Below are 12981 nucleotides of genomic sequence, written 5' to 3'. Positions count from 1 at the left end.
CTTTCCGGCAAATACCGCCGCGGATAGTCGGCCAAGAATTAAAAGCGGGTGAACAGCGCTTCATCCGGCTCGCCCTCCGGGAAGTGCGCCACCCGGGGCATGGCCTTCGCCACAGTGGTCACACGGCTTTTATCCGCGCCAGCGGCTTTGCGCATCGGCACCACCCGCGCCGCCGGCGGCGTTTCACGCCACTCCGGCTGCGCCGGCGCGCCCGCCACGCGGAAGAAGGATATCGCCGCCTGCAATTCTTCGGCCTGGCTGCTCATTTCCTCGGCCGTGGAGGCCAGCTCTTCCGAACCTGCCGCATTTTGCTGCGTGGCGCCGGACAGTTGGCTGATGGCCGCATTGATCTGGCCCAACCCTGTCGACTGTTCTTCCGATGCGGCCGTGATTTCCTGCACCAGGTCGGACGTGCGCTTGGTGTTCGGCACCATGTCGTCGAGCAGCTTGCCGGCCTTTTGCGCCAGTTCGACACTGGATGTCGCGACTTCGGAAATTTCCTGCGCCGCCACCTGGCTGCGCTCGGCCAGCTTGCGTACTTCCGCCGCCACCACGGCAAACCCTTTGCCGTGTTCGCCCGCGCGGGCCGCTTCAATCGCCGCGTTCAGCGCCAGCAAATTGGTCTGATACGCGATGTCGTCGATGATGCCGATCTTCTTCGCGATCTGCGTCATGGCTTCCACGGTCGAGCGCACCGCCACGCCGCCTTCGGCCGCTTCCGCCGCGGCCTTGCTGGCCATGGCATCCGTCACGCGGGCATTTTCGGTATTTTGCGCAATCGACGCCGTCATTTGCTCGACCGAGGCGCTGGTCTGTTCCACGCCGGCCGCCTGTTCGCTGGCCGACTGCGACAGCGCTTGCGCCGTGGCGCTGACTTCTTCGGACGCGCCGGCCAGGACCCGGGCGCTGCTCGTCACTTCCGCCACCACGGACGACAGTTTGCCCACCATGGTTTTCATCGAATGCAGCAGGCTGCCCTGGTCGCCATGGCGCAAGCGGATCTCCACCGCCAGGTTCCCCTGCGCCACTTCGCTGACGATTTGCGCCGCATAAGCCGGTTCACCGCCCAACTGGCGCACCAGGCTGCGGATCAGCAGCCACGACAGGACAATGCAGAACGCCAGTCCGCCCCCCATCAACAGGGCATTGCTGCGCACCGTGGCGTTGTATTCAGCCACCGCCGCGTCATATTCTTCCTTGGCCACGGTTTCCTGCAACCCGCGCAACTTGTATAGCAATTCCAGCGCGACATAAAAATCCTTGTCCAGGCTCTTGATGGTTTCCTGTGCCTGCTTCATGTTGCCGCTGCGCAGCAGCGTCACGACCATCTGGCGCTTTTGCAGATAAGTATTCCACGCGGGCAGGTATTCGTCCGTCAGCTTCTTTTCATCCGGCGTCAGGTAAGTCGCAATGTAATCGCCCCATTGCTTCTTGAATTCCGCATAGTTGTTCTCGGCCGCCGCCAGGCCGGTCTCCACTTCGTCCGCGCTGCCCAGCGTGGTTTGCAAGGTCCGATAGCGCTGGCGCAACATCATGTCGCCCACTTTGGCCAACTGGCCCAACGCCACGGTGCGGTCTTCATACACGGTTTTCAGGCGTTCGTTACTCGAATACATCCCTTTCAGTCCCGCATAACCGACACCCAGCATCAGCGCGCTGAGGACCGCCACCAGGACACCCAGCCTGGCGGCGACCGAGAACCTCGCAAACACCGTCATGGCAGCACCAGTTTTTGCACGGCGCCCAGCAGCACTTCCGGCCGGAATGGCTTGACCACCCACGCCTTGGCGCCGGCCGCCTGCCCTTCACGCTTCTTTTCTTCCTGCGACTCGGTGGTCAGCATGATGACCGGCGTGAACTTGTGGCTGGCCTTTTGCTTCAATTCCCGCACGAATGAAATGCCATCCATGTTCGGCATGTTGACGTCGCAAACGATGAGGTTGACCTTTTGCCCGTCGAGCTTGTTCAGCGCGATCTGGCCATCGGCCGCTTCGATGACGTCATAGCCGGCGCCCTTCAACGCAATATTGACCACTTGCCGCAGCGACGCCGAGTCATCCACTACCATGATGGTTTTTGCCATTTTTACTCTCCAGAGTTCGTTATTTTCATCAGCCGCAGCCGGCGCAGCCGGCGCCGGGCATATTTCCCCGCAATGGCATGAGGCATCAATTGAATGGGTCAGACTGTATCCACAGGGTATTTCTTTGTAACCTGTACTTTGGTACATGTGACAAAATTCCCTATCGAACTGTCAATAAAGTGTTGCCCCACTGCACCAAAGTACAAGTTACGCAGCGCCCAGCCGTGACTACAGTAGGTTCATGGCACGCAATCCCGACATCACCGACATCTTCCTGCTCCCCGGCGAATACTTCGTCGGCGGCGCGGGACATCGCATCCGCACGCTGCTGGGGTCGTGCGTGTCGATTACGCTGTGGCATCCGGTACGCAAAATCGGCACCATGTCGCACTTTTTGCTGTCGTCGCGCAACCAGGACAAATCCGAGGGATTGAACAGCCGTTATGGCGAAGAAGCGCTGGAATTGATGCTGTCCGAATTGCGGGCGATCGGCGTCGACCCGACGGAATGCCAGGCGAAGATTTTCGGCGGCGGCCAAATGTTCCCCGGTACCTCGCAGGGTATCGGCCGCCAGAATGGCGAAGTCGCACTGCGCCTGCTGCGGGCGCACGGCATCACCGTGGTATCGGAAAGCCTGTACGGTGCGGGGCACCGCAGTGTTATTTTTGATATCGCGAGCGGTAACGTGTGGAGCCGCCACGTCGCGCCCGGCCAGTTTGCCGAAGTACGGGAAGAACTGCAGGTAGAAGCGCGGGTCGGTCACGCCGGGCGCGCCGGCAAGCATGCCACACTGACGCAGGCCGCATGCCAGCAGGCCGTGGAAGCGCTGGTGCAGGCAGCCCAGCCGGACGGCGCCGCCGCCGGCAAAGGCAAGCGCACCGTCACCAGCGCGCTGCGGTTCTTTTCACTGACTTAACGAATCATCCAATCAACGGATACGGCGCAGCGACGAAATCCGGTCATTCATGTTGCCCAGGTTGTCATAACGGCCGGGACCGTACACCACGCACTGGCCGCCGAAATTGTCGTGTTCGCACAATTGCCACTGGCCTTCATAAATCACCATCGAGCTGGCGCGGTCATTGAAATCCGCACCGCGCATGCTGCGCGTTTCGCCCTGGAAGGAAGCACGGCGGCCTTCGAAGCGCGCATGCTCGAACAATTCAATCGGGTCGGGCCGGTCCATGCCGACGCGGCGGTCGCGCTGCTCTTCGCGCCATTCGCGGCGTTCCTGGCGGTCGTCGCGGCCGTCGTGGTCGCGGTCGCGGTAACCATGGCCGCCGCCGCGCTCGATCTGGCGGGCCGACGAAATACTGTTGTTAAAGTTGCGCAAGTTCGGATATTCGCCCCGCTCGAACACGGCGCAATAGCCGCCGAAGTCCTTGTCCGCGCACACTTCCCACACGCCGGAATGCACGATCAGGCTCGATGCGCGGTCATTAAAACCGGCATCGCGCAAGTTGCGCGTGCCGTCGCGGATCGTCACTTCCTCGCCACGGAAATTATCGCGTGCGTACAGGGTCATTTCACCCGCGCTGGCGGCGGCAATTTGCCCCATCAGTGCGGCAGCCAAAGCCAGTATGGTTGTATGTTTCATTTTTTAGCTCCTTATGTTCCCGCCGCTGCGGCTGTATTCCGTCGTGCGGCTGTATTTTTAGTCAACGTCTTGACTCATCCGCCAGCCTACACGACGTTGTAACAAATTCCTACGGCAAATTCCTACGCTAGAATGGCCGTTTCTCTTAACAGCATATCCATGCCCACCACTTTTACCATCCCCAATATCCGCCGCGAAGCAGCCGCCCTTTGGCAACTGGCGTGGCCCGTGCTGGTGGGCCAGTTGGCCACCGTGGGCATGGGGGTGGCGGACGTGGCGATGACGGGACACGCCAGCGCCACGGAACTGGCGGCGGTGGCGCTGGGCGCGTCGGTCTGGTCCATCATCCTCGTCACCGTGACGGGCACCATGATGGCCATTAATTCCGTCGTGGCGCACCAGGTGGGCGCGGGGGACTACGGCGCGATTGCCCACTCCGTGCGCCAGTCGCTGTGGAAAGCGCTGGGCGTCGGTGTCCTCGGCGCCCTGGCCTGCAATGCCGCCACCTTGCTGTTCGACCATTTGCAGATGGCGCAAGAGGTCAACGACCGCGCCACGCTGTTTGTCCACATCATCAGCATCGGCATGCCCGCGTATGCGGCCTACCGCGCGCTGTACGGCTACAGCACCAGCATCAATGAAACCAAGCCGGTGATGGTGATCGCGCTGCTGGGCCTGGCGTTCAACGTGGTGGTGAACTGGCTGCTGATCTTCGGCCATTTCGGCTTGCCGAAACTGGGCGGTATCGGTTGCGCCGTCGCGACCGGCGCGTGCATGTGGCTGATGCTGGGCGCCATGCTGGCGTGGCTCAAGGTGGCGCCCGCCTATCGCCGCACGTATCCGTTCACGCACTGGGAATGGCCGCACTGGCCGGAAATCCGCGCGATGCTGAAGCTGGGGCTGCCGACCGGCATCACGTACTTTGCCGAAGTGTCCGCGTTCGGCGCCGTCAGCCTGCTGGTGGCGCGCTTCGGCGTGGTGGAAGTATCGGCGCACCAGATCGCGCTCAACTTCGCTTCGCTGGTGTTCATGGCGCCGCTGTCGTTCGGCATCGGCGCCATCACGCGCGTGGGCCAGGCCATGGGCGAAGCCAACGCCGCGCAGGCGCGCTTTGCCGCGTGGGTGGGTGTCGGCATGTCGCTGTCGTTTGCCGTGCTGTCGGCCATCGGCATTGCCTTGTTCAACGAACAGATTGCCGCGGCCTACACGTCCGATACGGCGGTGCAGGCGCTGTGTGCGCAATTGCTGCTGTTTGGCGCACTGTTCCAGCTGTCCGACGCCACACAGGTGGCGGCGTCGTGCGCCATCCGCGGTTACAAGGTCACGCGCCAGCCGATGCTGATCCAGTTGCTGGCATTCTGGGTCTTTGCGCTGCCGCTGGGCTGTATCCTGGGGCTGGCGCCGGCCTGGGTGCCGTTCGCGCCGGCCGCGCCGATGGCGGCGACCGGGTTCTGGATCGGGCTGGTGCTGGGGCTGACGATTGCCGCCGTACTGCTGAGCTGGTCGCTGCACGTGCTGTCGCTGCAGCGCTTGCGTGACTGCACGCGCCCTCCTGCTCACAGATCACGGACCGCCGCACTGTAGGGCGGATCGGGTGTATCGAGCCGCCGTGCCGGCGTTGCCATGCTGCGCGCGCTGGTGTTGGCGCAAGCATGGCGGCTTGATGAAACCAATCCGCCCTACAGTTTGCAACGCTATCGGCATTGCCAGCCGAACGATGAACGGTTTTTTGCCCGGTATTCCAAACCCTTGCCGCCAGCCTGTCTGGTATTGTCTTGCCGCAATTATCCTAACGAGCGAATTCCCATGCGATTGATTCTTTCCCTGCTGGCTTCCCTGGCGACGCTGGCCACCTCCCCCGCTTCGGCCGAGCGCCTGACCCTGGACCGTATCCACGCCGACCCGGCGCTGGCCGGCGCCGCCGTCCGCAACCTCAAGGTATCGCCGGATGGCGCCCGCGTCACCTTCCTCAAGGGCCGCGACGACAACCAGTTCCAGATGGACTTGTGGGAATACAACCTGAAGGACAAGACCACGCACCGCCTGGTGGATTCGAAAATCCTGGTGCCCGAAGAAAACCTCTCCGATGCGGAAAAAGCGCGCCGCGAACGCGAACGCACGGCCAGCCTGAAAGGCATCTTGAATTACAGCTGGTCGCCGGACGGCAAGCAATTGCTGGTGCCGATCGCCGGCAACCTGTACCTGATCGACGTGGCCAAGCCGGACGCTGCCCGCCTGGTGGCATCGGGCCAGGTGCTGGACCCGAAGATTTCGCCGCAAGGCCGCTACGTCTCGTTCGTGCGCAACCAGAACTTGTTCGTCATCGACCTGTCGACCGGCAAGGAGCGCCAGTTGACCACCGATGGCAAGGACGCCATCCATAACGGCGAAGCGGAATTCATCGCGCAGGAAGAGATGGGCCAGCGCACCGGCTACTACTGGGCGCCGGACGACAGCGCGATTGCCTATAAACGCTACGATGAAACGCAGGTGCCGATTGCGCGCCGCTTTGAAATTTACGCGGACCGCACCGACGTCATCGAACAGCGCTATCCGGCCGCCGGCGATCCGAACGTGACCGTGCAACTGAAAATCGTGTCGCCCGCCACCGGCGACATCCGGGACGTCGACCTGGGCCCGAACCCCGATATTTACCTGGTGCGCGCCGACTGGAGCGCCAACAGCCGCACGCTGACCTTCCAGCGCCAGAGCCGCGACCAGAAGACGCTGGAACTGGTGGCCGTCGATGCGGCCACCTTGCAGCAGCGCGTGGTGATCACGGAAAAATCCGACACGTGGACCACGATCCACGATGACTTGCGCTTCCTGAAGAGCCGCGATGCGTTCATCTGGGCGTCGGAGCGCTCCGGCCGCAACCACCTGTACCTGTACAACCTGGACGGCAAGCTGCTGCATGCGATTTCCAAGGGCGAATGGGGTATCGACAACGTGCTGGCGGTCGATGAAAAGGCAGGCAAGGTGTATGTCGCGTCGAACCGCGATGCGGTGACGGACAAGCAAGTGTATGCGCTGCAAATCGATGGCAGCACGGCCGCCAATCCCAAGCGCATTACGCAGGCCGATGGCTGGCACGATGCCGCGTTCGCGCGCAATGGCGAAGTGTTTGTCGATTCATTCTCCGACCAGGACACGCCGCCGCAAGTATCGATCCGCCGTCCCGACGGCGCCATGGTCGCATGGCTGGAAGAAAACAAGGTCGATGCAAAGCACCCGTACGCGCCGTACAAGGCCGACCACTTGCGCACCGAATACGGCACATTGAAAGCGCAGGATGGCCAGACCCTGTACTACTCGATGATCAAGCCATATAAATTCGACGCATCGAAACGCTACCCGGTCTACCTGTCGACCTATGGCGGCCCGCACGCGCAGCACGTATCGCGCAAATGGGGCAATTACTTCGACCAGTACATGGCGCAGCAAGGCTTCGTCGTATTCCGCCTCGATAACCGGGGTTCCGGCCGCCGCGAGCGCGCATTCACCGACGCCAATTACAAGCGCCTGGGCGAAGTGGAAGTGCAAGACCAGTTGACGGGCGTGGCCTTCCTGGGCCAGCAGCGCTTCGTCGACGCCAAGCGTATCGGCGTGTTCGGCTGGAGCTACGGCGGTTTCATGACGTTGCGCCTGTTGTCGCAAGCGTCGGACAAGATCGCCATGGGCGTGTCGGTGGCGCCGGTGACGGACTGGAAACTGTATGACACGCACTACACGGAACAGTTCATGAGCACGCCGAAGGACAACCCGCAGGGTTACGCGCAAAGCAGCGTCTTCGCCCACGTCGACGGCTTGAAGTCGCCGCTGCTGCTGGTGCACGGCATGGCCGACGACAACGTGCTGTTCACCAACTCCACGCGCATGATCGATGCGCTGGTGAACCGCGGCGTGCAATTTGAATTGATGACGTATCCGGGCGCCAAACACGGCATTTCCGGCAAGGGGCCGCAGCGCCACGTGTACGGCAATATTGAAGCGTTCTTCAAGAAGAACCTGAAGCCTGAGAGCAACTAAGAAAGCAAAAAAACCCGGCCTGAGCCGGGTTTCATGCCGGGGTACGGCGGCCGATCAGCGGTTACCGCGGTCGATCGCATCCTTCACGGCTTCCTTGGCGTCGCCGACACCCTTCTGCACCTTGCCTTCGGACTGTTTCGACAAGCCCTTGGCTTGCTGCTCGGAACTACCCACCAGCTTGCCGGCTTTTTCCTGCACCTTGCCGGCCACTTCCTTGGCTTTACCTTTAACCTGGTCCTTGTTCATGATGACCTCCTGAAAGTACGCACACGCCACATGGTGTGCCCAAGGAAATCATAGCCAGAGGGTATGTGCGGCTCCGTACGTTGACTAACACTCGACTAACACTTGCGCCACAAGCTTGCCAGCCACGGCTGCTGGTCGCGCGGCAAGCCCGGCGGACGGTAGTAATGATGCAGTGGTGCAAATCCCGCCGCCGTGACATAGGCCGCCCACGCATCGTAATCGTGGTAGCTGCCGTAGCGGGCGCCGTTCCACCCTTCCTGGTTATTGCCACGGGGATTGGAACTGAACAGGACGCCGCCCGGTTTCAGCGCCGCCTGCAAGCGCAGCAGCACGTCGGGCAATACGGCAGTCGGCACATGGAACAGCGACGCATTGGCAAAGATGCCGTCGAATGCCCCTTCGGGCAGCTGCAAATCGACAAAATCCTGGTGCAGCACGTCGCACCCGCTGTACTCATGCGCCATGCGCACGAATTCCGCCGAACCGTCGAGGCCGGTGGCGATATGGCCCAGTTCCGTGAAGCGTTTCAGGTCGCGCCCCGGTCCACATCCCAGGTCCAGGATGCGGAACGGCGGCGTGGCTTCGATGGCTTCGAGCAGCGCCGCGATATTCTGGCTCACGTCGTGGTCACGCGTGCCCTCGAAAAACTGCTGCGCGCTGCGATCATAGTGCGCCAGTGTCGCCTGCGTGATCTGCCCGATATCCATCACACCTCCATTACCAGACGCGCACGCGGTCTTGCGGCGCCAGGTACAGTTGCTGGCCCTGCCGCACGTCGAATGCCTTGTACCACGCATCCAGGTTGCGCACGGTATAGGTACGCCATTTGGACGGTGCGTGGCCATCGGTCATGACCTGGCGGCGCAGCGATGCATCGCGCACCAGGTTGCGCCAGCTGCGCGCATAGCCGAGGAAGAAATCGCGGTCGGCGGCATTCGGGTTGGCGGCCTTGAACGCATCATACGCGGCCGCCAGGCCGGCCAGGTCGGACAGGTTTTCGCTCAGGGTCAGCTGGCCATTCAACGCCAGGTCCGGGAACGCCTGGTAGGCCGAGTACTGCGCCACCAGCGCCTGCGTCGCGGTCTTGAAGTGGGCAGCGTCATCCTTGGTCCACCAGTCGCGCAGGCGGCCGTTCGAATCGAATTGCGAACCCGTGTCGTCGAAGCTGTGGCTGATTTCATGGCCGATGACCGCGCCGATCGCGCCATAGTTGGCCGCATCGGTGCCGTTCAAGTCAAAGAATGGCGGCTGCAGGATCGCGGCCGGGAAATTCAGCGCATTTTGCATCGGCAGGTTGACGGCATTGACCAGTTGCGGCGGCATGCACCACTCTTTGCGGTCCACCGGCTGGCGCAGCTTGGCCAGTTGCTGCGCCGTGTACAGCTTTTCCGCGCGCTCGGCGTTGCCATACGCATCGTCCGCCTTCACGTCCAGCTGCGCATACGACGTCCATTTATCCGGGTAGCCAACGCCGACGTACAGCACGTCCAGCTTCGCATGCGCTTCCTTGCGCGTGGCCGGCGCCATCCACGCCAGCTTGTCGATGCGCTGGTGGAAGGCCTTGACGATATTGGCTACCATGCCGTCCAGTTTGGCCTTGGCTTGCGGCGGGAAGTACTGCGCCACGTACAGCTTGCCGACGGCATCGGGCATGGCGCTGTTGACCGCGGCCAGGCCCCGCTTCCAGCGCACCGACAATTGCGGCGTGCCGGACAAAGTGCGGCCGTAGAAGTCGAAGTACTGGTCGACAAACGCTTGCGGCAAGTTGTTGGCGTTATGGTTGATGGTGTGGAAGGCCAGGAAGTCTTTCCACGCATCGAGCGAACAATCCTGCAATTGTTTGGCCGCGCCCGTCATGGCGGTCGGATGCCACAGCATGAATTGTTTTTGGCCCTTCAGGCCGGCGCTGGCAAAGAACAGGTTCCAGTCCATGCCGGGCGCCTTCTTCGCGAAATCCTGCAGCGACCACGTGTGGTTGGACTTGGCCATGTCGGCGGAATCTTCGCGTGTCGCGTGCGACATCGCCAGCTTGCGCTCCAGGTCAAACACGCGGGCGGCGCGGGTTTCCGGGTCGCTGAAGCCGGCCAGTTTCAGCATGGCGGCAATGTGCGCCTGGTACGCGGTGCGCAGGCGGTGCATGCGTTCGTTGTCGTCCAGGTAATAAGCGCGGTCCGGCATGCCCAGGCCGCCCTGCAGCAGGTAAGGCACGTTGTGCTTGGGATCGTTCAAGCCCTGCGACACCCACAGGCCGAACAGGTTTTCCGTCTGGAAGTTGGTGGCGTTCAGCGGGTCGACGTCGGCGCGGATCGATTCGCCCAGCGCGCGCGTCAATTCTTTCTTGTCGCGCAGCGCGCGGATCTTGTCGAGCGCCGGCGTCAGCGGCGACAGCCCCCGCGCTTCGATCGCGGTTTCATTCATGAACGCGCGGTAAAAGTCCCCCACTTTCTTCGCTTCCGCATCGGACGAACCGGCCGCCGCTTCCACCAGCTTGATGATGCGCTGGTTGGTTTCATCGGCCAGTTGCGACATGCCGCCCCACGAGCTGCGGTCGTCCGGGATTTTCGTCGAGCTCAGCCATTCCGCGTTGGCGTAGCTGAAGAAGTCGTCGCCGGGCAAAACGGCAGCGGCGGCCGGGGCGGCGGCCGGCGCCGCGTTGTCGGCGGCGCCGGCATGGGCGGTAACAAGCTGGAGTGCGCCGCACAGCGCGAGGCTGATGGCGGTCTTGATCGGTGCGTGCATGGAATGGGTTCCTGTTTTAATGTTTTTTGACTATTTTCAGGGCGTGGTACGCCAGGCTGCACTGTATTGCGTTCCGCATTTTGACACCCGCACAATGCGACAAACTGCAAAATTCCCGGACAGGCTGCAGGAATCGTCCACTGCGGTGCAGTACTGCAACAAAAAGCCCCAACAGAGGAAAAATTCACTATATAGTTCATCTACAGCAACGCATTCCCACAGGAGACCCCCTATGAAACTTGAAGCGCTTTTCCAGAATCCCACCGCGTTGCCCACTGCACCGAAAGTCGTCGAGGAATTGATCGCCAGTTTTGACAAAGCCAGCGTCTCCACGGAAGAAGTCGCGAAAAAACTGTCGGCCGACCCGGTGCTGAGCGCCAAGCTGCTGCGGCTGGCCAACTCCGCGTATTACCATGTGTCGCGCAGCATCGGCACGGTGGAAGACGCGGTGCTGATGCTGGGCTTCGTGACGGTGCGTACGCTGGTCATCAGCTCCGGCCTCGTCAGCGGTTTCAAATCCGTGCCCGGCCTGGACTTGAAACAATTCTGGCGCTACAGCCTGTATACGGCGTGCGCGGCCAAGTGGATTGCCAAGAAAACCAAGGAAAATACGGACCTCGCGTTCACCATCGGCATGATGCACGGCATCGGCCAACTGGTGGTGCATGCCGCCATGCCGGAACAGGCCATGCAGCTGGATAAGGTTGCCGGTCCGCTGGATCCGCGCCGCCTGGATACCGAACAGCAATCGTTCGGCTTCACCTATGCCGACGTGGGCGCCGAACTGGCGCGCCGCTGGAAATTCCCGGACGTTTTCGCGGAAACCATCGCCACCTTCCCGGATCCGCTGAACGATGAAGAAGCCACGCACCTGTCCGGCGTGATCCATTTGGCCGCCTGGCGCGCCCGCGTGGAAGAAAACGGTTTGTCGGCGGAAGAAATTGCCGCCTGCTATCCGGAAGACCTGGCTGCCGAACTGGGCCTGGCGCCCAATGCGCTGCTGGACGACATGCCGCCGCCAAGCGAACTGAGCGCGGGGCTGGAAGAATTGGTGAAATAAGTTCCACTTTTGACAATGCCAGCGCGGCCCGTGCCGCGCTTTTTTATGTCCGCAATCTTGTCGTTTTGATTAGCCAAAAACTTTTTTCAAAATATTTTCAATTTTTTTCAAGAAAACCCTAAAGTTCCCGGAAGGCATGACGTTAATCCAGACAAGCAGTAATCCACTCCACTTTCCGGGATACGCCATGACCTCGAACGAAGTCCTCTCCATGTATGAAAATGTTGCCGGTTTGACTGGCAAAATGGTGATGGCTGCACGCGCCAGCGATTGGGAAAGCCTGGGCCGCCTGGAAAACCAGACTGCCGCCACCGTGGCGACGGTCACTGCCGGTGTGACGGTGCCAGCCCAACAAGGCGATGCCCGCGCCCGCAAGATCGCCCTGCTGAAACAAATTCTCGCCAACGACCGCGCCATCCGCGACGTGACCGAGCCATGGCTGAACCAGGTGCCAGGCGTTTGCCAGTAAGTCCCTGATTCTCCTGTAAAAAAAGCGCCCGCGAGGCGCTTTTTTGTTGCTGGGCTTATTCCCCGTCCTTGTCCATCACGGGTTCCTGCGGCTCCGCCGCCGGCATCTCCGCCTCGTCCGGCTTGTTCCGCTTCCACCGCTTCCAGAACATCAGCTTTTCCTTCGGCAGCGCCAGCTTATTCTTGCGCACCAGGTACACGAGACCGCCCAGCACGGCCAGCGCAGCGACCACGCCCAGCAGGATTTGCGTGGTGGCGTTCAGGCCGGAGCGGCGTTCTTTCTTGCCGTTCGTACCATTCGTACCGTTCGAAGGCGGGATCACGGAACCAGCCGGGTTCATTGGCGTACTGGCCGCAGGCGCGGACGCGGTTGGCGGCGCCGAGGTGGCCGATGCGGCGGAAGCGGCTGAAGCAGCCCCCCCGGCGGTTGCAGCCGAAGGGGGCACTGCGGCTGGCGTGGCGCCGGGCGCCTGGCGCGCCGGCGCAGAACCCGGCGCGCCAAGCGCCGTTTGCAATGCTTGCACCTTGCCTTCCAGGTCGTGGATCTTGGCGTTCAGCTCCGTGTTTTTCTGGTCCAGCGCCACGCACTGTTTGGCCTGGTTGCCGGCCTTGCCCGGCACGCAGGCGGCGGGCGCAGGCGCACTGCGCTGCGGCGCAGTGCGCACCAAGTCAGTCCCATAAGCGGCGCGGCGCGCCAGCGCTTCCCGCTCCGCGGCGGCCCGCGCCCGGGCCGCGATCAGCGCCGCCTCCGACGGTGCA

Annotated in this window: 11 protein-coding genes and 1 pseudogene; 5 read left to right on the top strand and 7 right to left on the bottom strand. The window is 62.1% G+C overall.

Annotated features, from left to right (window positions below; translation table 11 throughout):
• Window positions 1-38: 38 nt before the first annotated feature.
• Window positions 39-1718, bottom strand: coding sequence for a methyl-accepting chemotaxis protein (locus GJ700_RS20220; protein ID WP_154377247.1), 1680 nt, complete (start codon window positions 1716-1718; stop codon window positions 39-41).
• On the bottom strand, window positions 1715-2083 hold the full coding sequence (locus tag GJ700_RS20215) for a response regulator (protein WP_154377245.1): 369 nt from the start codon (window positions 2081-2083) through the stop codon (window positions 1715-1717). Before GJ700_RS20215 ends, GJ700_RS20220 begins: the two co-directional genes overlap by 4 nt.
• A 241-nt stretch (window positions 2084-2324) precedes the next feature.
• On the opposite strand from GJ700_RS20215, the gene GJ700_RS20210 reads away from it, so the two are divergent.
• Window positions 2325-2999 carry a chemotaxis protein CheD gene (locus tag GJ700_RS20210; RefSeq protein WP_154377243.1) on the top strand — a complete coding sequence of 225 codons (675 nt, stop codon included), beginning with the start codon at window positions 2325-2327 and terminating at the stop codon, window positions 2997-2999.
• Between the two features lie 12 nt (window positions 3000-3011).
• Here the strand turns inward: GJ700_RS20210 and GJ700_RS20205 are convergent, their stop codons facing one another.
• Window positions 3012-3680 carry a beta/gamma-crystallin gene (locus tag GJ700_RS20205; protein WP_154377241.1) on the bottom strand — a complete coding sequence of 223 codons (669 nt, stop codon included), beginning with the start codon at window positions 3678-3680 and terminating at the stop codon, window positions 3012-3014.
• Window positions 3681-3839: 159 nt separating this feature from the next.
• Between GJ700_RS20205 and GJ700_RS20200 the strand changes: the two genes are divergently transcribed.
• The gene (locus GJ700_RS20200) at window positions 3840-5264 is read left to right on the top strand and encodes an MATE family efflux transporter (protein WP_154377239.1); all 1425 of its coding nucleotides are present in this window, start codon (window positions 3840-3842) and stop codon (window positions 5262-5264) included.
• A gap of 222 nt (window positions 5265-5486) precedes the next feature.
• Complete coding sequence (locus GJ700_RS20195; protein ID WP_154377237.1) at window positions 5487-7709, top strand: S9 family peptidase; 2223 nt, start codon at window positions 5487-5489, stop codon at window positions 7707-7709.
• Window positions 7710-7763: 54 nt separating this feature from the next.
• Here GJ700_RS20195 and GJ700_RS20190 read toward each other — a convergent pair whose 3' ends face one another.
• The 3 genes from GJ700_RS20190 to GJ700_RS20180 all read right to left on the bottom strand — a co-directional run bounded on the left by GJ700_RS20190 (window position 7764) and on the right by GJ700_RS20180 (window position 10694).
• On the bottom strand, window positions 7764-7955 hold the full coding sequence (locus tag GJ700_RS20190) for a CsbD family protein (RefSeq protein WP_154377235.1): 192 nt from the start codon (window positions 7953-7955) through the stop codon (window positions 7764-7766).
• Between the two features lie 95 nt (window positions 7956-8050).
• Window positions 8051-8662, bottom strand: a complete 612-nt coding sequence (locus tag GJ700_RS20185) for a class I SAM-dependent methyltransferase (protein ID WP_154377233.1) — start codon at window positions 8660-8662, stop codon at window positions 8051-8053.
• 10 nt (window positions 8663-8672) lie between these two features.
• On the bottom strand, window positions 8673-10694 hold the full coding sequence (locus GJ700_RS20180) for a M13 family metallopeptidase (RefSeq protein WP_154377231.1): 2022 nt from the start codon (window positions 10692-10694) through the stop codon (window positions 8673-8675).
• Window positions 10695-10926: 232 nt separating this feature from the next.
• Between GJ700_RS20180 and GJ700_RS20175 the strand changes: the two genes are divergently transcribed.
• Both GJ700_RS20175 and GJ700_RS20170 read left to right on the top strand, forming a co-directional pair.
• The gene (locus tag GJ700_RS20175; protein WP_154377229.1) at window positions 10927-11754 is read left to right on the top strand and encodes an HDOD domain-containing protein; all 828 of its coding nucleotides are present in this window, start codon (window positions 10927-10929) and stop codon (window positions 11752-11754) included.
• Window positions 11755-11941: 187 nt separating this feature from the next.
• Complete coding sequence (locus GJ700_RS20170) at window positions 11942-12223, top strand: flagellar protein FliT (RefSeq protein WP_154377227.1); 282 nt, start codon at window positions 11942-11944, stop codon at window positions 12221-12223.
• Window positions 12224-12278: 55 nt separating this feature from the next.
• Here GJ700_RS20170 and GJ700_RS35030 read toward each other — a convergent pair.
• A pseudogene (locus tag GJ700_RS35030) lies at window positions 12279-12981 on the bottom strand (hypothetical protein); the annotation flags it as partial.

This window comes from Pseudoduganella rivuli (assembly GCF_009674485.1).
In the GTDB taxonomy this organism is placed as follows: Bacteria; Pseudomonadota; Gammaproteobacteria; order Burkholderiales; family Burkholderiaceae_D; genus Rugamonas; species Rugamonas rivuli_B.
The sequence above is the reverse complement of the archived record's forward strand: the minus strand, read 5'-3'. Positions and strand labels throughout refer to the sequence as shown.